15 protein-coding genes and 2 pseudogenes are annotated in these 20,349 nt (G+C 40.0%); 9 read left to right on the top strand and 8 right to left on the bottom strand.

All coding sequences use genetic code 11. The features are described from left to right. The first annotated feature begins 35 nt into the window (after positions 1-35). The 5 genes and pseudogenes from BacF7301_RS08925 to BacF7301_RS08905 all read left to right on the top strand — a co-directional run bounded on the left by BacF7301_RS08925 (position 36) and on the right by BacF7301_RS08905 (position 5,806). Positions 36-482, top strand: a complete 447-nt coding sequence (locus BacF7301_RS08925; protein WP_167962078.1) for a DUF1896 domain-containing protein — start codon at positions 36-38, stop codon at positions 480-482. Beyond that, positions 472-651 carry a hypothetical protein gene (locus BacF7301_RS08920; protein ID WP_025726218.1) on the top strand — a complete coding sequence of 60 codons (180 nt, stop codon included), beginning with the start codon at positions 472-474 and terminating at the stop codon, positions 649-651. Before BacF7301_RS08925 ends, BacF7301_RS08920 begins: the two co-directional genes overlap by 11 nt. Positions 652-804: 153 nt before the next feature. Next, positions 805-2,739: pseudogene (locus tag BacF7301_RS08915) on the top strand (winged helix domain-containing protein); the annotation flags it as partial. 231 nt (positions 2,740-2,970) lie between these two features. Then, positions 2,971-4,944 carry a phage holin family protein gene (locus tag BacF7301_RS08910; protein ID WP_167962076.1) on the top strand — a complete coding sequence of 658 codons (1,974 nt, stop codon included), beginning with the start codon at positions 2,971-2,973 and terminating at the stop codon, positions 4,942-4,944. Between the two features lie 10 nt (positions 4,945-4,954). Then, positions 4,955-5,806 carry an AbiH family protein gene (locus BacF7301_RS08905; protein WP_167962074.1) on the top strand — a complete coding sequence of 284 codons (852 nt, stop codon included), beginning with the start codon at positions 4,955-4,957 and terminating at the stop codon, positions 5,804-5,806. A 67-nt stretch (positions 5,807-5,873) separates the two neighbouring features. Here BacF7301_RS08905 and BacF7301_RS08900 read toward each other — a convergent pair whose 3' ends face one another. Genes BacF7301_RS08900 through BacF7301_RS08890 form a run of 3 tightly spaced genes read right to left on the bottom strand, consistent with a single transcriptional unit; the run spans position 5,874 to position 9,121 of the window. Then, positions 5,874-6,890 carry a site-specific integrase gene (locus BacF7301_RS08900; RefSeq protein WP_167962072.1) on the bottom strand — a complete coding sequence of 339 codons (1,017 nt, stop codon included), beginning with the start codon at positions 6,888-6,890 and terminating at the stop codon, positions 5,874-5,876. Then, positions 6,877-7,863 carry a tyrosine-type recombinase/integrase gene (locus BacF7301_RS08895; protein WP_167962070.1) on the bottom strand — a complete coding sequence of 329 codons (987 nt, stop codon included), beginning with the start codon at positions 7,861-7,863 and terminating at the stop codon, positions 6,877-6,879. The genes BacF7301_RS08900 and BacF7301_RS08895 overlap by 14 nt, the downstream gene beginning before the upstream one ends. Beyond that, a complete protein-coding gene (locus BacF7301_RS08890; protein WP_167962068.1) occupies positions 7,856-9,121 on the bottom strand; it encodes a site-specific integrase in 1,266 nt (421 codons plus the stop codon). Before BacF7301_RS08890 ends, BacF7301_RS08895 begins: the two co-directional genes overlap by 8 nt. Before the next feature lie 181 nt (positions 9,122-9,302). On the opposite strand from BacF7301_RS08890, the pseudogene BacF7301_RS26170 reads away from it, so the two are divergent. Beyond that, positions 9,303-12,443: pseudogene (locus BacF7301_RS26170) on the top strand (helicase-like domain-containing protein); the annotation flags it as partial. A 166-nt stretch (positions 12,444-12,609) separates the two neighbouring features. Here the strand turns inward: BacF7301_RS26170 and BacF7301_RS08875 are convergent. From BacF7301_RS08875 to BacF7301_RS08855, 5 genes are all read right to left on the bottom strand, one after another. Then, positions 12,610-12,939 carry a hypothetical protein gene (locus tag BacF7301_RS08875; RefSeq protein WP_087425233.1) on the bottom strand — a complete coding sequence of 110 codons (330 nt, stop codon included), beginning with the start codon at positions 12,937-12,939 and terminating at the stop codon, positions 12,610-12,612. A 5-nt stretch (positions 12,940-12,944) separates the two neighbouring features. Beyond that, complete coding sequence (locus tag BacF7301_RS08870) at positions 12,945-13,241, bottom strand: helix-turn-helix domain-containing protein (RefSeq protein ID WP_007655403.1); 297 nt, start codon at positions 13,239-13,241, stop codon at positions 12,945-12,947. A 677-nt stretch (positions 13,242-13,918) separates the two neighbouring features. Further along, complete coding sequence (locus BacF7301_RS08865; RefSeq protein WP_167962066.1) at positions 13,919-14,818, bottom strand: hypothetical protein; 900 nt, start codon at positions 14,816-14,818, stop codon at positions 13,919-13,921. Positions 14,819-14,830: 12 nt separating this feature from the next. Further along, positions 14,831-15,403, bottom strand: a complete 573-nt coding sequence (locus BacF7301_RS08860; RefSeq protein WP_167962064.1) for a DUF5034 domain-containing protein — start codon at positions 15,401-15,403, stop codon at positions 14,831-14,833. An 88-nt stretch (positions 15,404-15,491) separates the two neighbouring features. Then, positions 15,492-16,364 carry a DUF8429 coiled-coil domain-containing protein gene (locus BacF7301_RS08855; protein WP_167962062.1) on the bottom strand — a complete coding sequence of 291 codons (873 nt, stop codon included), beginning with the start codon at positions 16,362-16,364 and terminating at the stop codon, positions 15,492-15,494. Between the two features lie 291 nt (positions 16,365-16,655). Between BacF7301_RS08855 and mdh the strand changes: the two genes are divergently transcribed. From mdh to BacF7301_RS08840, 3 genes are all read left to right on the top strand, one after another. Beyond that, entirely contained in the window at positions 16,656-17,597 is a 942-nt protein-coding gene (mdh, locus tag BacF7301_RS08850) for a malate dehydrogenase (RefSeq protein WP_167962060.1), read from the top strand. 284 nt (positions 17,598-17,881) lie between these two features. Then, a complete protein-coding gene (locus tag BacF7301_RS08845; protein WP_167962058.1) occupies positions 17,882-19,345 on the top strand; it encodes a TolC family protein in 1,464 nt (487 codons plus the stop codon). An 11-nt stretch (positions 19,346-19,356) separates the two neighbouring features. After that, positions 19,357-20,349 carry an HlyD family secretion protein gene (locus BacF7301_RS08840; protein ID WP_167962056.1) on the top strand — a complete coding sequence of 331 codons (993 nt, stop codon included), beginning with the start codon at positions 19,357-19,359 and terminating at the stop codon, positions 20,347-20,349.

Raw genomic sequence — 20,349 nt, 5'->3', positions numbered from 1 at the left:
TTAAATATCCAGTTAACATTTTAAAGTAATAGCAAATGACTATACAAGATAAAAATACCGCAACCGGAGAATTGTCCTATTTTGAGACAACTCTCCTTCTTTATTTAAAGGAAAGCCATCCCCACATGTCCGGGGATAGGGAATTTATCAGGTCAAGGGCCGACGAAGCGGCAGATGCCTATGAATGTTCCATACGCAACGGATTGTCCGTCACACAAGCGTTGGAACAGTCGGACGCAGTTCTTTACCGCAACCTGCACTTTTCCAGATTTGATACTGTTTTTGAAGTCGTATCGGAATGGTTTCCGGAGGTCCCCCCTGAAAAACGGGCCGATTTCTGTTTGAAAATGCTATCGCCCGCAGAAGTCGTATTTAATAAATATCCCATAGACGACCGGTTTGAGGATTCCCCGTCTTACCGTACCCTTACCATTGAACTGACAGGTTTCATCCAATATTATATAGAGCAATATGGCATATAACAAACGACAACATTTAGCGGACAATATAGCCGCACTTGAATTTATGTTCATGCGCCCGGAGTTTTGTCTCACGGAAGAAGGGCGCAGGGTATTGAACGGCTACTCCGGTTTTGGAGGATTGAAATGTATCCTCAATCCGGCGGAAAAGGACACGGACATAGAAAAATGAACGACGGACAGAGAACTGTTTCCCCAAGTCCGACTGCTGCATGAACTGTTGCGTGAGTATTCCAAAGACGAGACAGAATACAAGGCATACGTCCAAAGCCTGAAAAAATCCGCACTTACAGCCTTTTACACACCGGAGCCGCTGGTAGCGGCCATGCAGGAATCATTGCAGGTATCGGGAAGCCATCCGGGACGTTTTCTTGACCCTTCCGCCGGAACGGGCATGTTTATCAGCCGGTTGAAAGATGTTCCCGAAATTCATTGTTTCGAGAAAGACAAGCTCACGGGAAAAATTCTCTCATCCCTTTATCCGGAAAGCAAAGTGACCATAGACGGCTTCCAGTCCATACAACCCTATTATAACAGTTACTTCGATATGGTTTCTTCCAATATCCCGTTTGGAAATACCAGAGTTTATGACCGGGACTTTGACCGGAGCGAGGACTCTGTGCGTAAATCCTCACTTGCAGCCGTACACAACTATTTCTTTCTTAAAGGTATGGATACGTTGCACGAAGGTGGAATACTGGCCTATATCACGACTTCGGGTGTCATGGACTCACCACAGAACCGTCCCGTCAGGGAATGGCTGATGAACCATGCCAAGCTTGTTTCTGCCATCCGTCTGCCGGATAACCTGTTTGTTGATGCGGGTACGGAAGTGAGCAGTGACCTGATCGTCTTGCAGAAGAATACCCGGAAAGCGGAACTGACCGAAAAAGAACGGAACTTTATCGAGACTCGTCTTATATCCGGCAGCATCAATATCAACAACAGTTATGCCGGCTTAGACCATATTGTCCATACAGCCGTATCTATGGGTAAAAACATGTACGGACAACCGGCCATGAACTTTATCCATGAAGGCGGAATTGAGGCCATTGCCGGACATCTCAAACAGTTGCTGGCGCAAGATGTGGAAGATCATCTTGACCGGGAACTCTATGACAACAATCTATCCCGAGCAACCGTTTCTACCGGCATTGAACCGGAATTTGAGACACCATTGGAAATAGTAATTGAGAACCATCGGCAAGAGGTGCAGGAGGAAAGTCCCGCACAACCCTATGAACCCATGCTCAACCTGTTTGCCGCCTATGCGGATGAAGGGGAAGCGGAGGTGCAAGTAGTGGAAAGCAGACCTTCCCCAAGCCGGGCACCTTCGGCATCCCGCAAAAAGAAAGGGGATGAACCGGAAATGTTCAATCTGTTCTCGCAAGAGAATATGTATGATGAAGCCGCCGTGCCGGAAAGCATGACCGAAGAACGGGCGGAAGCGGAAGCAAGATGGCTGGAACGCAGACAAAAATTTGAAGAAGAGCGGAAGAAAGAAATGGAGCCACGCCCGTTTACCGGGGAGATACGTCCCGAATACAAGAATGGTTCCATCATAAAGTCGGGTGAACAATACGGGTACTTACGGGGGTTGGGTACTCCCGATGTGCAATTCCATCCCCTCAAACTGACAGTCACCCAGCAATACCGGGCCGCCTACTATATCCCGCTTCGTGAAGCCTACCACAATCTCTACAATACGGAAGCCGAAACGGAAACGGAGCAACCGGAACTCCGGGAGGAACTGGGCAGGCAATACGACCGTTTTTACCGCATGTTCAGAGAGCTGAACGGAAAGGATAACGCCAAATTCCTGCTGATGGATGCCGGAGGAAGGGAAATGCTTTCATTGGAACGCTCCGTTAACGGGAAGATACAGAAAGCGGATATATTCTCCGTCCCCGTATCATTCAACGCCAATGAAATGACCCATGCGGATACTCCGCAGGAAGCACTTGCGGCATCCCTGAACAAGTTTGGGGAAGTCAATCTGGAATATATGGAGAACCTCAGCGAGATTGGAAGGCAGGAACTGCTCAGACAACTGGACAACCGTATCTTCTACAACCCCATGATGAAGAACTATGAAATCAAAGACCGTTTCATTGCAGGCAATGTGGTAGCCAAAGTTGAATGGATAGAAAACTACCTGAAAGACTATCCCGAAGATGAAGCGAGCAAGAAATCATTGGAAGTCCTGCGGGCAGCCGTACCGGAACCGATCAGCTTCGAACTCCTTGACTTTAATCTCGGTTATGTAAAGAAGAAGATTATGTAAATAGTCATGAATAGCTATCTTATTTACAATGGATTAGGATTGATTATACCTAAGTCTCTTTACATAATTATTTGAGATCATAACTTTTGAGCGTTTTCTCCGATTATTTTTTATAGCAAACTATAAATTTATATTTCTTTTTATTATATTTGTATATTGGAAAACGAAAGGTACTCCTAGAGGGTTTAATTCTTAAATAAAAATAATATGAAAAATGCTTTTTGGTCACAAACAACTCATATTAAAGCAGAAGCAGAAACGCCATATCAGCAAATGCTATCTAACATAAGTTTATTAAATTCGTATATTGAAGAAATTCCATCAGATATACGGGTAACAGAAGATGCTCAAAAGCATATTAGCCAAATTGATGAAATTTTAATGATGTATGCAAGAAAACCCAACGTATGTTTATATGGTAATTTTGATTCTGGAAAGTCAACTCTTTCAAATATACTATTGGGCAAACATAAATTGCCAACTGGGCTTGCTCCATTGACAAGAATACCAACATTTATTCATCATGTTGAGGATAGGCCGAAATGGCTTAACGAGAATGATTATGTGCTCATTTTTGATGAAAATTGGGATCCTGTATTTTGGTCAGATGAAGATAATTGCATACAGCACTTAGTTGAAAAGGGGGGATACAATGCTCTTAAAGAATATGTAACCCATAAAAAGAAAAAAAATACTGAATATAAAAGTGCATATGCATTAGTTTTTGTAGATGCACCAGTGCTTCTATATTGTTCTATAACAGATTTTCCTGGTTTTGGTAATTCTAATGAAGATACATTAAGAACAACTAATAGATATTTAGCTGTTGATGTAGCTTTTTATTTATCTATTTTGCCTGGATTTATGGATGCTACAGAACTATACCATTTAGGGGACATTTTAGACAAACTACCTAATTATCCAGAAATCCCCTCTATTAATCAGTTATTTATTGTAGCGACTCATTGTAATCCAAGACGATACAATACAACTTCTATAAAAGAAACACTTAAAATTGCATCGAAAAGAATTTGCAATCAATTTGATAATAAAGAATCTTTCAGAAAAAATAATTTAACTGAGAGGAAGATTAATCAGAGAATATTTGCATGTTGGTTTGATGATGTTAATTTAGATAATTTTACAAATGTATTTTTTGATCTTATAAAAAACGAATTGCCTAAGATATTCCTTAATAGGGTTAATAGTAAAATTGATTTGTTTAAACAAAATTCAAATAAGTATTTTTCAGATATCATAAATGAATATCATGAGCACTTGGCTGATTTTCAAAAAGTAGAATCTTTTTACAATGAATTAGTTCTTAAGGAGCCTGAAAGAAAGAGGCAAACAGATGAGAAAAAAAAGAGTATTATAGCATTAATAAAGACAGATAAAAAAAAATCCATAGATGAATTTTGTCTATATTATGACAATATAGTTAGTATAGAATCAATAATTGGGATAATTGAGAATAAATTTCCTGATAAAAAAGAAGCACAAACATATTTATCTGGATACATAATAGAGCTTTTGCAAGAGAAAGTAAAAAGTATAATAGACGTAAAAACAAATTGCATTTGTAGTGATATAGAAAATTATATAAGTGGTTATCATAAATATTTAACAAGTCAAAAAATGACATCTTTAATACCTTTTGATGCTACTAGAGCATTTTCTATAGGGCTTTCAAACGCATCATCATTAGGTGCAATTTCTTTTGTAAGTGGCATATACAGAACTGGGATTTTAACAGCATTAACAGCAAGCCTTATTTCTTCGATAGGAATGACTGCTGCGAGTGTATTTACTACATTAGGTGCAATCTTGACTCCTCTTGCTCCAATTGCATTAGGAATTATAGCATTAGGGATCTTTTCGTTATTCAAAGATTGGAAAAAAGAATTAGCAAAAGAAGTTTACAACACACTTCTTAAAAAAGACATAAAATCAGTAACTAAAGATTCAATATATAGTTACTGGGAGGATACAGAAACTACATTTATAAGTGGTGCAGAACGAATAGAATTAGAGTGGAGTAATTCATTACATAAAAAAGGATTAGATATTAAAAATAAATCTATTAAAAGAGTAGATATTAACAATTTGTTAAAAGAGAAAAAACAGTTGAAATCTTATTTTGATAAAGCTCCTTGGGAAAAATCAAATTTTAATATATAAATATATTAACATGTACGATAAGATATTATTTATAGGAAACGGATTTGACTTAGATTTGGGTTTCCAAACTAGATATACTGATTTTATTAAAAGCCCATATTATCCTAATGATCAATCAGGCTTAATAGCATATATCAAAGAAGCGTCAAAAAACAATTGGATTGATCTAGAAATAGCCATTCAGGAATATATGATAAAGAATTATAAAGCAAGTGATTTTGATTATAATAAAGAGCATTTTTTTAAGATTAGAGACGCATTGCGAAATTATATAAGAAGTTGTGAATTGGCTAATATTAATGAGAATTCAGTTGCATACAGATTTTTAAGAAGAATAAAAAAAAATACAAGTTTAAAAATATATTCTTTTAATTATACAGATGTAGAAGGTATTTTAAAATATTGCCACAAATCTCAATCTGGATATGATATTACGCATATCCATGGTTCTTTAAAAGATGGATATATAGTAATAGGAATTGATAATAAGACGCGTTTTGATAATAGTAAATACAACTTTATGAAAAAATCAATTCAAATAAAACCTAGTAATTTAAGTAATTTTCAAGATATTATTGATAACAGTAATGAAATTATTTTTTTTGGGTTGTCTTTAGGTATAACAGATCAAGAATATTTTAATAATATATTCTCAAGATTGTCACGGACTAAAGTTCATAAAAAAATTACAATATTCACATATGATGGAGAATCAGAAAAAAATGTGAAAGAACAAATCGATCACATGTGTAATGGAAAATTACTACAATTATTCATAAGAAATCCACCTATTTTTTATAAGACAAGTGACCCATTAGATAAAGATGCAATAGATAAATTCTTGAAAGAATTCTATATCTAACAAATCAAAGGGGAGTTAACATTTTGATTATATATGTTCCCCCCCCTCGGTCCATTATACTTTTCTCTTAGAGCTCTTTTAACCACCTTAATAAATCTTTGCTTGTTTCCCATATAGGAAGCTCTGAAGTATCAGATACTTTTTCAAAAGCGTTTTCCAAGGCCTTTCGTTTTTGTAAAGAATCAGCCCTTGCATAAACTTCTGTTGTAACAACTGATTCGTGTCCAAGTAAATCACGGATGTAAATCAAAGGGACGCCAGCCTGTAACAGATGCATAGCTTTTGAATGTCTTAGCGAATGGCAACTTATTCCCTCAGGTATCAGTGAAGGATTTTCTTGGCAAGCCATTCGAAGATATTTTTGCAGTATATAGCTTATCCCAGCTCTTGTAAACTTTTCATTTCTTGAATTAAAAAACAGAGGTGTTGGTCTACAGTTATTTTGCAACAACTGTTTTTCTTGCATATATTGGATTAGAAGCTTCATTTGTTCTTTCATCATGGGAACAATCCTTGTCTTATTACCTTTTCCAGTAATTGTTATCGTATAAGGTTCCGATAACCGGATACTCCCGATAGTTATATCTGCTATTTCTTGTACTCTGGCACCGATATCATACATTAATGCTATCATTGCCAAATCTCTTCTTCCTCTCCATGTTTTTTGATCAGGTTGTTTTAGCAAAAGTCTTATACCTTCTGTTGTAAGGTATTTCATGACTTTTTTCTCTGTCTTTTTCACATGAATGGACATAACCCTCTGGTATTCAAAAATATTTGCAGGTTCAAGATATTGCAGATAATCAAAAAAAGAACGTATAGCTGCTAATCTAGCATTTCGGGTTTTTACACTATTCCCTTTGGAAATTTCAAGCCAGTATAAAAAATCTACAATATTGTCTTTATTGAGATCATTCAAGCATATCTTTTTAGGCTTTATATGTTTCTCCTGCTCCATATAATGGAATAAAAGTATAAAAGTATCTCGGTAAGCTATTATTGTATTTTTACTTGATCCTCGCTCCGAAGGTAAATATTTGGTGAGAAAATTAGCAAGATGCCTCGCAAAATCAGTCGTTTCCATATTCTGGTTCTGGATAAATTTGTTGATTAATAAATTCTATTTGTCTCTCTAGTTCAGGAAAAATTACTCTACAAAGCCGTACATAATGCTCTGTTGACTGTATGGATTTATGGCCAAGATAGGTTGCTAAAATGGGCATAGAATGATACATATCAGAACCCTCTCTAGTCATCTTTTCCATAGCGTATAGGCTGAAAGTATGTCGCAAATCATGAATTCGAGGTCCATGATGATTCCCTGTAAAGGGTATTCCAGCATTTTTCAATATCAACCTAAACCATCTGAATACAGTATGTTTTGCACCGCATTTATGACCTGACAAACTTAAAAAGAAATACTTTTTGTCAACTTTCAAGGGAAGCCTCTCTCTATAATGAACATATTGTCGGCATACATCAGATAAAGATTGAGATATGGGAACAATCCTGTCTGTCCTATTCTTAGCTTCTTTTATCACCATATAATTTTCATCCAGATGAACATCGGAATCCTGAAGATTAAGGGCTTCGGATATTCTAATGCCTGTTGCATAAAGCATTCTGAACAATGTTGGAAGTATTATAATAACAGAGTTGAAATGTAACCCTGATAGTATAAGATTGTCACAAGCTTTAAAAATTGCTTGCATTTCTTCACGGCTATAGATGTAAGGAATAAAATCAGACTTGGGTATCCGGGGCATTCGTGGTATATAATTAGAGATTCCAATGTCACACATGTAAGACGCAAGTTGAATCAGTGCGGATATTCTACTATATCTTGTCGCATCAGTCTCATTCTGTCTTTTCTCCATCCACCTTTCTATAACTTCTGCCGTAATTGAAGTGAATGTGAAATTATTACAGATAACATATTGGTCGAACTGGTAAAGAACAAACTCCTCAGTCACATATTTATAACCAAAATCACGTTTCATTGATATTAAGTCTGTTATATGCTTGGCATAAACACTGCTAAAATTATAATTACTCATAGAAACAGCCTCCTTTCTGAATGTAAAAATTAGACTCAACTGTCGGAACTTCCAAAGTACACTTTCTCAATGAATCTATATCTATCCGGATATATGTTTTGGTAGAATCAGTTGAAGTATGTCCTAGTACTTCAGATATGACAGGGAGTACAGATTGCTCTTTCAGTAGTAGACTGGCCAAAGTATGACGAAATATATGGGATCCATGCTTGCGACAATTTGGCTTAATTCCTGCAAAGCGCATCGCTTTGTTTACTGCATCATATATTGAGCCGGAGCTCATTTGTCCATAAGGAGATTTTAGCTTTAAGAATATATTTGGCAATGATGTTTTGGGACGACCATATTTGAGATAATCAATGATAGCTTCTCCTACTTCTTTCAATAGAGGCAATTCCAAATGGATTCCTGTTTTATACTGACTTATTATAATTACATTTTCTTCCCATCGAATATTCTTAAGCTCTAACAAACACACATCAGAGGCTCTTAAACCATAACGAGACAAAAGTAATAGTATTGCATAATCTCTTTTCCCTTGACCGCTCGAATGATCTATATTATCAAGCATAGCAGTTATTTCTGATTTTGTATATACAGAAGGTAGTTTTGCTTGTTGTCTATAAATATCATTTGGCATTTGTCTGGCTAGGTTTACGGTAATTATATTTTGGTCATACCAATAACTAAACATTTTACGTAGTCTAACTATACATGAGCTTCTCATTGCACGTTGACTTGTATTTAGTGATTGTAGAAAATCTATTACTATTTTCAGATGCAACTGTTTCACCTCTAAAATTCCTATTGCATTTAAATAATGGATAAATTTTGATAAATACAAACGATCATCATGCCGTGTTCGTGGAGATAAACGATTCTCCGTTTCTCGATATAGTAGAAAAGTATTAATAAGAACTCCAATATTACTACTAAAGTCTTCGACTTCAGGCATTACTGTGATTTTATTTCCTGTAGAAAATTCCGTTATAAATTTCACACTCCTGACCAAATTCTTTTGAAAGCGGTTATATTGCAACGGCTCCTTTTTTCCTAACGTAAAAAGAATAAATTCTTCACCGACAGATTTATCATACTTGCTATATGATAAATCCATCATAAAATGCGATAATCGTCTCCAAAATTTATGATAAACTTCAATTGTTGCTGGAGAGTAGGATAAATCTTCGCTCAAATACAGACAAGCCCTTTTAATTAAAAGGTCAAAACTGTTTAAATCCTGTGATACATAGTTCATACGCTAATTATTTAAGTTCAAAACAATATTGTTTCTTCCTCAATATAATAACTTGTTCTGAATATTATGCAAAGTAAATCACGCTTTTTAGAAAGTAAATCACTAATTTAAAAGACTATAGATTATCATACTTTACATAATCTTCTTCTTTACATAACCCAGATTATGGAAAGCTTTACATAATTTCGGAGAGCGGTGGATACCCATGTCCGTATATGAAGAGTTTGCCGGATACCTTTTTGAGACAAAGGCCCATATCCATTATACGGAATCCATCGACGAGTTCAGCGTGAACTTCGAGAGCAGCAACGCAAACATCACTGATAAATATTATGTAAAGGGGGAGAAACGGGGCTATTACGGATACGACCTGCTGAAACATGCGCTGCACAACACGGTGCCCGACATAACCAAAACCGTGCAGGATGAAGAAGGCAATGATATAAAGGTACGGGATGCCGAAGCCATCCAGCTTGCCGACACCAAAATCAATGAAATACGGTCTGCCTTCACCGACTGGCTGAACGAACAGTTACCCGAATTTAAACAACGCCTTGCGGATTTGTATAACCGTAAATTCAACTGTTATGTGCGTCCCGATTATGACGGCTCCCTGCAAAGTTTCCCCTTCCTTGACCTGAAAGGACTGGATATACCGGATTTATACGACAGCCAGAAGAATGCCGTATGGATGCTGAAGATGAACGGTGGCGGAATAATCGACCACGAGGTGGGCACGGGCAAGACCCTTATCATGTGCATAGCCGCCTTTGAAATGAAACGTCTCGGAATGGCGAACAAGCCGATGATTATCGGACTCAAAAGCAATGTACATGACATAGCCGACACGTTCAAGAAGGCTTATCCGAATGCCAAAGTGCTTTATCCGGGCAAAGAGGACTTTACACCGGAGAAACGTGTCGGAATATTCCATGACATTAAAAACAATAACTGGGACTGCATCATCCTGACACACGACCAGTTCGGAAAAATACCGCAGTCTCCCGAAATACAGCAGGAAATATACACGCAGGAGATAAACAACATCGAAGAGAACCTTGCCGTATTCGAGCAACAGGGCAATGAAGTAACCGGCTGGATAAAGAACGGGCTGGAAAAAAGGAAAGAGAACCTTGAAGCCAAACTTGAAAAGCTGGAGCAGGATATAAAAGACCGGACGGATGACGTGACCGATTTCAGGCAAATGGGTATCGACCACCTCTTCGTTGATGAATCGCATGCCTTCAAGAACTTGATGTTCAACACACGCCATGCGCGAGTTTCCGGTCTGGGCAATCCCGAAGGGAGCATGAAGGCCATGAACATGCTTTTTGCCATCCGTACCATACAGGAGCGCACGGGCAGGGATTTGGGGGCTACCTTCTTGTCCGGTACGACCATTTCCAACAGCCTGACCGAACTCTATCTCCTTTTCAAATATCTCCGTCCTAAAGAAATGGAGCGGCAGGGGATTACGTGTTTTGACGGTTGGGCGGCTGTCTATGCGAAGAAAAGCACGGACTTTGAATTTTCCGTAACCAACCAGATCGTGCAGAAGGAACGTTTCCGCTACTTTATCAAAGTGCCGGAACTCGCCAATTTCTACGCGGAGATAACCGATTACAAAACGGCTGAAGACGTAGGGGTTGACAGGCCGGAACTCAACGAACAGCTCTATCACATATCGCCCACTCCCCAGCAGGAAATTTTCATTCAGAAACTGATAAAGTTCGCTGAAACCGGAAATGCGACCTACATAGACCGGGAGCCTCTGTCTGAAGCGGAAGAAAAGGCCCAGATGCTGATTGCCACCAACTACTCGAACAAGATGTCTCTTGATATGCGTCTGATAGACCAGCAGTACGGTGACAATCCGGGAAACAAAGCGTCTCATTGTGCGGCCAAGATTGCGGAATATTACTATAAATATCTCGACCAGAAAGGCACACAATTCATCTTTTCCGATCTCAGTACGTATAAACCCGACCAGTGGAACATTTACAGTGAGATAAGACGCAAGCTCGTGGAAGACCATAATATCCCGGAAAGGCAGATAAAGTTCATTCAGGAAGCAGGCAGTGACAATGCACGCAAGGAACTGTTCAGCAATATGAACGCCGGACGCATCCGTTTTCTTTTCGGCTCCACGCAAAAATTAGGAACGGGAGTCAATGCGCAGCAACGTGCCGTTGCAATCCACCATCTGGATATACCCTGAAGGCCGTCCGATCTGGAACAGCGTAACGGACGTGCTGTAAGAAAAGGCAATATCATTGCCAAGCAATATGCCGGCAATAAGGTGGACTGTTATATCTATGCGGTGGAGAAGTCTCTGGACAGTTACAAGTTCAACCTGCTGCATAACAAACAGGTATTCATCAACCAGCTTAAAAGCCGTAATCTGGCCGCCCGTACCATTGACGAGGGGGCGATTGATGAAAACGGCGGAGGCAATTTCAGCGAATACGTGGCCATTCTTTCGGGCAACAACGATTTGTTGGAAAAAGCAAAACTCGACAAGAAACTGGCAGTTCTGGAAAGCGAAAGACAGGCATATCACCGTAATAAGGGAAATGCAAAAGGCAAGTTGAACGAAAAAACTTCCGAAATAGAAAAGAACAATGTCTTTATCGGGCGTTTCACCAAAGATTGGGAATATCTGAACAAGGTAGCTCCCGCAGATGCGGAAACCGGACTTCGCCCCAATCCCTTGAAACTGGACGGTGTGGACTCGGATAATATAGAAATACTCGGCAACCGGCTTGCCGCAATCAATCAGAAAGCCCGGACAGAGGATGATTACATGAAAATCGGAACCCTGTTCGATTTCCGCATCCTTGTCCGTACCGAAAAATCTTACGATGGGGATACACAGGTCTTGCATAACAAGTTCATGGTTGAAGGGCTGGACGGCATTAAATATACTTACAATAACGGCTACATAGCCAAAGAGCCGAAACTGGCCGTAATGAATTTTATCAATGCCTTGGAACGTATTCCCGCTATGATAGAGAAACGGGAAAAGGAAAATGCAGAATTGTCAAAGGACATTCCCGTCTTGCGGGAAATAGTGGCAGCCACATGGCCTAAAGACGCGGAAATCAAACAGTTGGGCGAAGAGCTTGCTTCACTGAACCGGAAGATACAGCTTACTCTCAAACCGGTGGGCCTGCACGAAGAAGGGAAGGATGAAAAAGTAGAAATGGAAAAACAGAGGATGGTCAGCGGCAGTGACGTGATCCCGGATTTACCACGGCAGGTAAAGCACGTGCCGTCTATGGTAATTGTAAGCCCGGCAAAGGAGTTGAAAAAAATATCCTAATGTTTCCCACGGCACATTGCTGTACCCCCGGAAGCTACGCAGGCTTCACTTCCGCAGGGGTACAGCAAAGAGCCGCTTTTCAGGAAAAGACAAAGGCACGGCGGACACCCGGATAAATCCGACCTTGTCCGCCGTACCCTTGTCTATGGGGGGAACTGGTTATACGTCATCTTTCTTCCTCAAAGGATAGCTCTTCCACTTGTTTGTTTATCAACTTACCGTCAATGGAATCCTTCAGGTTGATAATGTCCGCAATCGAATAATGCCTTGTACCGTCCTCTTCTTCCGCGAAACGCAGACGTCCGTTCAAACGCTGTTTCTCAATTTCGGCGGGGTCAAGCCCGATCAGTTCACACACCTCGTCCGGCAGCATGGACAATGCCACATCGTTTTCCTGACAAATATGTTGCAACACAGCCAACATGTTCAGGGACTTCTTATAACTTCTCACAAGAGCAGCAAAAGAACTGCTTTCAATCTTAATCATCTTTTTCATAACGCTTATTTTTTAGAGTTTTCTGTTTTTTCCAATAATACGGCACGAAGGACATCCGAGCGGCGATAGTAGATTTTCCCCTTGTCTCTGTAAAAGGGAAGCGTACCATCGTTACGTCTTCTTAATAGTGTCCTGTCCGACATCTTTGTCAGCAGGCGTACACCTTTTGAATCCAGTATCTCACTATCCGGTATATTCTCAACGGCAGGAGAGAGTAACTTTTCAATGTTATTCACTTTGGCAAGTATGGTGCTGAGCATGTGACTCACCCCGGCACCGGGAACGGTTTTTCTATTATTCATAATGACCTCGTTGTTATCGTTTATGGTGCAATATTACGGAGTTGTTTTGAGGCCATTGGTTACTCAACCGTTGAGCAACCGCCAAAAAAAGACAGAGAACGCCAAATGGGGACAAAAAAATAGCCGGAGATACTGCCCCCGGCTATTCTATAAGTAACAGGCATCAATAAATTACGCCTTAAACACTTAATATGTTAATAATCAGATTTATACAAAAATAAATAGCAGAATATTTTGTTATGTTCCAAACATTGCCTACATTTGTATATGAGTTATTTGAAACTATGCAAAGCAGTGTAACCCGAAGCAGGACTTCCATATCCAAATCGTTACCTGCATCTTTTAAACTCTCTATATTTGTCTAACCTTCAGAGAGTTATATCAAAATACTTGGTTTCAAGCAATGAAACGAATAGTTTCATTAGGAGAAACAATTTTGAAACTAATCGTTTACAGGTAAAGGTGTTGTTCTTTACCCGCAACCCCTTTATTCATCGAAGAAACAGGAAAAAGGTGGTAGAGAAGATAGAAAGATGGGAATAAATATCCAGTAGAAAAACACATTCGATTCCTGTAAATATTCAGTACCACATCGAAATGAGCAGACTCATTACAGAGGATACTTTCCTGTTGAGGGGAATTCGCCAGGCAATGGAAGATATAATATATGAATGTTTTTATTTAGCTGTCGTAGGGAACAGTCCGAAGGACTTACGCTTCTGTTCCATGATTTTCCGCATCCTCTCTTTTCTTGAAGTTGTTTTCCCCTTCTTGTCTTTTCCTCCTAACCGGATGGGTATCCCGACCCCTATACAGACACTTAAATCCCGTCCAAGCGTGCTTGTCTTATAGATTTGCCGGTCAACTACTTCATCCGTATAAAGGTCAGTCGTAACACTCTCCATAGCCGAGCGGCTTCCTATCGGTTGTATATAATCAACGGATAAAAACAGATAACAGTATGTATTTAGCTTATAGTTTACACTAAAACCTGTTGAAAGAATAAAGATATCCCTACTATCTTGCCCGAACTCATCTTTGATATCATAACGGGTATCATATAACTGATTACCGCCTTTTTTCTTCAGTCCTATAAAAACATCCTGAAAACCGGGGCTATTGACGCCGATACCCAAGCGAGGATAGAAAGCCCAATGTGAATTTTCGATACGATGGACGAAACCGACAGCCAAGCATGGAGTTACCGGTGGCTTTTGCTTTTCAAATATATGGTTCCGTATATAATAATCTTTTTCCAAGACACGGACTAACTCCGAATAATAGTCTGTTCGATACTTAGAAGGAATACCTATTTTTATATTGGCAAACCAACCCCACTTCCTGGAAAAGAAATGCTCCAGACGGAAATCGAGAACCGGGAACGGGGATTTCTTAGCTGCCATAGAAGCAAACGCATTTCCTGCTCCCCTGTGCATCAAGTCAAAGCCGGTTCCCAAACCAACATTTAATTGAAGCAGTTTGTTACTCTCGCGGGAGTGAGATAACTGCTGACCTTCCTGCGCTTTCAAAAGCGAACAAATACCGAATAACAGTACAAGTAAATGAATTCTTTTCATGCTCTTGATTTATTAATACAAAGTAATCGGTTCGCTGATTCTCTCAATAGTCTCTCCGCTCTCCATAGTCAGCACTACACGGAAACGATATTCCCCCGGTTGCGGAACAGCCAACAATGCTTTATATATCCGGTTGATTTGTTCTACATAGTATATAGTGTTCCCATTTGCAGTATAGTCCGTCCGCTGATTGTCACTGATTGTTTTCGGGTAATTATAAAAGCAGGAAGTAACCTCTGCCCCTGCCGGGAAGTTTTCATTAAAAGTCGCATCCGTGAAAATACTGATCTTTTTTATCTCGTCAGACAATACATAAGAAAGATAACGACTGTCATCATAAGAAACGGATTCATCTTCCGTAATTACTGTCGATACACAAATCTCCAGGAGATATGCCTCTTTGGGTATCTTAAGTTCTGCTGGCTCTTTCGGATATTCGCCTGCATTATTCCAATGATGAAGTGTGACATCATCTATTGTACATGAGACTTTTACCGTTTCTATCGGTTCGTCATCATCGCAAGTCATTGCTGTAAACACTAGAAACAGCAATGATAATAATAGTAGTGGATAGTGCTTTTTCATATATATACCGCTTTAAGATTAACAAAGTTAATCTTTTTTTTGATATAGACACACAGCAAAAGGTACTACTCTCTGATAAAGTTGCTTTTTAGTCTAATGTAAATGACTGCGAACCAATCAGATTGCCGCCTTCGAAGATATCAACCCGGTAGTTTCCGGCATACAGGAACTCTTCCACATCCCAAAATACATTCACGTTCTGTTCTTCTCCGTTGTATTCGATATACTTTTTGATGGAATAGGTCAGTGTACGATTCTCATAAGGGAAAGTATTGGATGCGCTCTTCGTCAATGCATCGTTATCCGGTTTGGTAATACGTATATAAATGGTACGCTCACCGTTTTCGGCAGTTATATTCTTCACAACCGTAAAGCTGATAGCCAGCTTGACTACATCTTTCACCTTTTTTGCTACTTTATTACGCTTGTTACGAGGTTCTATGCGAATATTGGTCGCATCGAGTTGGGCGGCTAATGTCACCTTCTTATCCAAGTTCTTCTTTTCTTCAGAAAGGTTGCTGATTTGTTGAGAAGCCTGGTTATATTTCTTGGTCACATCAGCAATGACCAATTTCTGCTGTTCGGTCAGTTTGTTCAATGAATCAATCTGGTTGATATAGCCAATCATTACCTTACGCAGGGTAGCCAGTTCTTTCTTCAAGCGGCGGATTTCTGTTGCGTTCGAGCTTTTCACTGTGCGAAGTTCTTCCAGCAAACGCTGTGTCTTCAATTGTTCCTGCTCCAACAAATGGGATAAAGAATCATTGGATATGGTCATCTTCAACTCATCATACTGTTGTGCGAAACGGGTATATTCGTTTTCCAAATCTTCCTTGTCTAACTGAAATTCCTGTACTAACTCACGGTTAGCCTGTTTCTCAGTAAACAATAAATAGGTAATACCAATAATAGCTATCACCAGAATAGCGACAGTTGTAATAAGAAGACTTTTTTTACTCATAGTTTCAGTTGTTAATTGATAACGAGCGCAAAAGTAATCATTTCGTAACAGAAGTCAAGCAGAAAAACAGAGAGTTTTAGAAAAACCCTCGGCTAATCCGTACAATTTTAATTTATTAACCAGTTTGATAATCTATCGGCTCTCCTTTTATGCTACTGTCTGTAGATTCTAATTACTTCGACCTTTAACTAAAATTATTACGGAAAAATTTCTTTAATTAGGATTATCGTTGTAATTTTGTCGCGCAAAATAGATGAAACAAATTATCAACTTTTTAAATATATAAGTATTATGTCAAAAGTAACCGTAGTAGGCGCAGGTAACGTAGGTGCTACATGTGCAAATGTACTTGCTTTTAATGAAGTAGCAGACGAAGTAGTAATGCTGGACGTTAAAGAAGGCGTATCAGAAGGTAAAGCAATGGATATGATGCAGACAGCCCAATTGCTGGGTTTCGACACTACAATAGTAGGCTGCACGAACGACTATGCTCAGACTGCTGACTCTGACGTTGTTGTGATTACTTCAGGTATTCCTCGCAAGCCGGGTATGACTCGTGAAGAACTGATCGGTGTTAACGCTGGTATCGTTAAATCAGTAGCACAGAACATCTTGAAATATTCTCCTAACGCTATCCTTGTTGTAATTTCTAACCCGATGGATACAATGACTTACCTGTCATTGAAATCTCTGGGCTTGCCGAAAAACCGCATCATCGGTATGGGTGGCGCTTTGGATAGCTCTCGTTTCAAATATTTCTTGTCTCAAGCTTTGGGATGCAACGCTAACGAAGTAGAAGGTATGGTTATCGGCGGTCACGGTGATACTACCATGATTCCGTTGACTCGTTTCGCTACTTACAAAGGTATGCCTGTAACTAACTTTATCTCTGCAGAGAAGTTGGAAGAAGTTGCTGCCGCTACTATGGTAGGTGGTGCTACTCTGACTAAGTTGCTGGGTACTTCTGCATGGTATGCACCGGGTGCAGCAGGAGCATTCGTAGTTGAATCTATCCTTCATGACCAAAAGAAGATGATTCCTTGTTCAGTATTCCTGGAAGGCGAATACGGCGAATCTGACCTTTGCATCGGTGTTCCTGTAATCCTTGGCAAGAACGGTATCGAAAAAATCGTTGAACTTGACCTGAACGAAGACGAAAAAGCTAAGTTCGCAGCTAGCGCAAAAGCTGTACACGGAACTAACGCTGCTTTGAAAGAAGTTGGTGCTCTTTAATTAAAACAGCAAATCCCCTTAATAATTTATATTCAGAAAAAGGCTGTCCTTCATCATGAAAGGGCAGCCTTTTTTCTTTTCTTCTCCCCCGCTTATCTTGTTATATTTTTAAAAAAAGCTAATTCTTTTTGCATTTTCACAGAAAGCGCATACATTTGCATCGTTGTTTATGCAATTATTGTTTAAGCTAACAAGTACAAAAAAACAGACTACTTTAATAAACAAATTACATAAGAACAGGGTTATTTAAATAGAAGTATCACCTTATTAATATGCAAGATGCGATGAAAAAACTATTTCTCCTGACAATTCTGTTAAACCTGACTTTTATAGTAAAAGCGCAAACTATACTGAGCTTAGATAGTTGCCGCGCTTTAGCCCTTGCCAACAATAAAGACCTGTTGATAAGCAATGAAAAGATAAATGCCGCCCATTATCAACGAAAAGCCGCATTTACCAATTACCTACCCAGCTTCTCGGCAACGGGAGCTTACATGAGAAATCAAAAAGAGTTTTCTTTATTGAATAGCGACCAGAAAGCCGCACTTTCAGGATTGGGAACCAATCTGGCAGGCCCTATACAACAAGCCGCGAAAGAGATTGCAATAGCACATCCCGACCTCGAACCACTCATCTCTTCATTGAGTGGGAAATTGGGGCAAGCACTACCCGCCCTCGACCAGGCAGGCAACTCTCTGGTAGACGCGCTCCGCACGGATACAAGAAACGTGTATGCCGGAGCTATCACTCTGACACAACCTCTCTATATGGGTGGCAAAATCCGTGCTTACAACAAAATAACTCAATATGCCGAAGAACTGGCACGCCAGCAACATCAAGGTGGCATGCAGGAAGTGATTATGAGCACCGACCAAGCCTATTGGCAGGTCATTTCATTAGTCAACAAGAAAAAGTTGGCGGAAGGATATTTGAAACTTCTGCAACAGTTGGACAGCGATGTGGAAAAGATGATTGCCGAAGGAGTAGCTACTAAAGCAGACGGTTTATCCGTGCGCGTCAAGGTGAATGAAGCGGAAATGACACTGACAAAAGTAGAGGACGGATTAAGCCTTGCCCGAATGTTGTTGTGTCAACTATGTGGGCTCGACCTTAGCTCTCCCGTCACTCTGACAGACGAAAATATGGATGACATTCCCCTATTAACACCGGAGACTCATTTCGATATGTCAACGGCCTACGCCAATCGACCGGAAATACGCAGCCTCGAACTGGCTACGCAAATCTACAAGCAGAAAGTCAACGTAACCCGTTCCGAACATCTTCCTTCTATTGCATTAATGGGAAATTATATGGTTACGAATCCTTCAGTCTTCAACAGTTTCGAAAATAAATTCAAAGGGATGTGGAATGTCGGAGTAATGGTGCAGATACCTATCTGGCATTGGGGCGAAGGTCTTTACAAGACAAGGTCTGCCAAAGCTGAAGCAAGAATCGCACAATATCAACTGGAAGACGCCAGAGAAAAAATAGAATTGCAGGTTAATCAGGCGTCGTTCAAGGTGAACGAGGCCGGTAAAAAGCTGGTGATGGCTTCCAAGAATATGGAAAAGGCGGAAGAGAATCTTCGCTATGCGACACTTGGCTTTAAAGAAGGCGTAATTGCTACCAGCAATGTTCTCGAAGCGCAAACAGCCTGGCTATCTGCACAATCGGAGAAGATTGATGCTCAAATAGACGTGAAGCTGACAGAAATTTATCTAAAAAAATCATTAGGAACTTTGAAATAATTCATAATCATATGGCACCTACTAAATCACAAAACAGCAATATGCTGCTGGCATTTCTTACTTTACTCGGAGTTATTGCAATCGTTGCAGTCGTTGGTTTTTTCATGCTTCGTAAAGGACCTGAAATCATTCAGGGACAGGCAGAAGTTACCGAATATCGTGTCTCAAGCAAAGTTCCGGGACGTATTCTGGAATTTCGCGTGAAAGAAGGACAGCAGGTCAATGCCGGAGATACACTGGCTATCCTGGAAGCACCGGATGTAGTGGCAAAGATGGAACAGGCACGTGCCGCCGAAGCTGCCGCACAGGCACAAAACGAAAAAGCCATCAAAGGGGCACGCCAGGAACAGATTCAAGCCGCTTATGAGATGTGGCAGAAGGCACAAGCGGGAGTCACCATTGCCGAGAAGTCATACAAAAGAGTGAAAAACTTGTATGAACAGGGAGTGATGCCTGCACAAAAGCTGGACGAAGTAACTGCACAACGGGATGCCGCTATCGCTACCGAGAAAGCAGCAAAAGCACAATATACAATGGCAAAGAACGGAGCCGAACGTGAGGACAAGATGGCTGCTGAAGCTCTTGTCAACCGTGCAAAAGGAGCCGTTGCCGAGGTTGAATCTTACATCAAAGAGACTTATCTTATCGCTCCGGCAGCCGGAGAGGTTTCAGAGATTTTCCCGAAAGCAGGCGAATTGGTAGGTACCGGTGCTCCTATCATGAATATTGCCGAACTGAATGACATGTGGATAACATTCAATGTACGCGAAGACCTGCTTAAAGACTTGACCATGGGAACTGAGTTCGAAGCAATCGTTCCGGCTTTGGATAATAAATCGATCAAGCTCAAAGTATATTATATGAAGGACTTGGGTAGTTACGCAGCTTGGAAGGCTACTAAGACGACCGGTCAGTTTGATCTGAAAACATTTGAAGTGAAAGCATCTCCGATGGAGAAAGTTGAAAATCTTCGTCCGGGTATGTCAGTTGTCATTGATAAGTAA

This window comes from Bacteroides faecium (genome assembly GCF_012113595.1).
Taxonomy (GTDB): Bacteria; Bacteroidota; Bacteroidia; order Bacteroidales; family Bacteroidaceae; genus Bacteroides; species Bacteroides faecium.
The sequence above is the reverse complement of the archived record's forward strand: the minus strand, read 5'-3'. Positions and strand labels throughout refer to the sequence as shown.

Excerpts from the sequence above, each read along its gene's own strand:
- BacF7301_RS08925 (WP_167962078.1), top strand. The coding sequence starts at position 36 with ATGACTATACAAGATAAAAATACCGCAACCGGAGAATTGTCCTATTTT.
- BacF7301_RS08840 (WP_167962056.1), top strand. The coding sequence starts at position 19,357 with ATGGCACCTACTAAATCACAAAACAGCAATATGCTGCTGGCATTTCTT.
- BacF7301_RS08895 (WP_167962070.1), bottom strand. The coding sequence starts at position 7,863 with ATGAGTAATTATAATTTTAGCAGTGTTTATGCCAAGCATATAACAGAC.
- BacF7301_RS08860 (WP_167962064.1), bottom strand. The coding sequence starts at position 15,403 with ATGAAAAAGCACTATCCACTACTATTATTATCATTGCTGTTTCTAGTG.
- mdh (WP_167962060.1), top strand. The coding sequence starts at position 16,656 with ATGTCAAAAGTAACCGTAGTAGGCGCAGGTAACGTAGGTGCTACATGT.
- BacF7301_RS08905 (WP_167962074.1), top strand. The coding sequence starts at position 4,955 with ATGTACGATAAGATATTATTTATAGGAAACGGATTTGACTTAGATTTG.
- BacF7301_RS08890 (WP_167962068.1), bottom strand. The coding sequence starts at position 9,121 with ATGAACTATGTATCACAGGATTTAAACAGTTTTGACCTTTTAATTAAA.
- BacF7301_RS08910 (WP_167962076.1), top strand. The coding sequence starts at position 2,971 with ATGAAAAATGCTTTTTGGTCACAAACAACTCATATTAAAGCAGAAGCA.
- BacF7301_RS08900 (WP_167962072.1), bottom strand. The coding sequence starts at position 6,890 with ATGGAAACGACTGATTTTGCGAGGCATCTTGCTAATTTTCTCACCAAA.
- BacF7301_RS08845 (WP_167962058.1), top strand. The coding sequence starts at position 17,882 with ATGAAAAAACTATTTCTCCTGACAATTCTGTTAAACCTGACTTTTATA.
- BacF7301_RS08865 (WP_167962066.1), bottom strand. The coding sequence starts at position 14,818 with ATGAAAAGAATTCATTTACTTGTACTGTTATTCGGTATTTGTTCGCTT.
- BacF7301_RS08855 (WP_167962062.1), bottom strand. The coding sequence starts at position 16,364 with ATGAGTAAAAAAAGTCTTCTTATTACAACTGTCGCTATTCTGGTGATA.
- BacF7301_RS08875 (WP_087425233.1), bottom strand. The coding sequence starts at position 12,939 with ATGAAAAAGATGATTAAGATTGAAAGCAGTTCTTTTGCTGCTCTTGTG.
- BacF7301_RS08920 (WP_025726218.1), top strand. The coding sequence starts at position 472 with ATGGCATATAACAAACGACAACATTTAGCGGACAATATAGCCGCACTT.
- BacF7301_RS08870 (WP_007655403.1), bottom strand. The coding sequence starts at position 13,241 with ATGAATAATAGAAAAACCGTTCCCGGTGCCGGGGTGAGTCACATGCTC.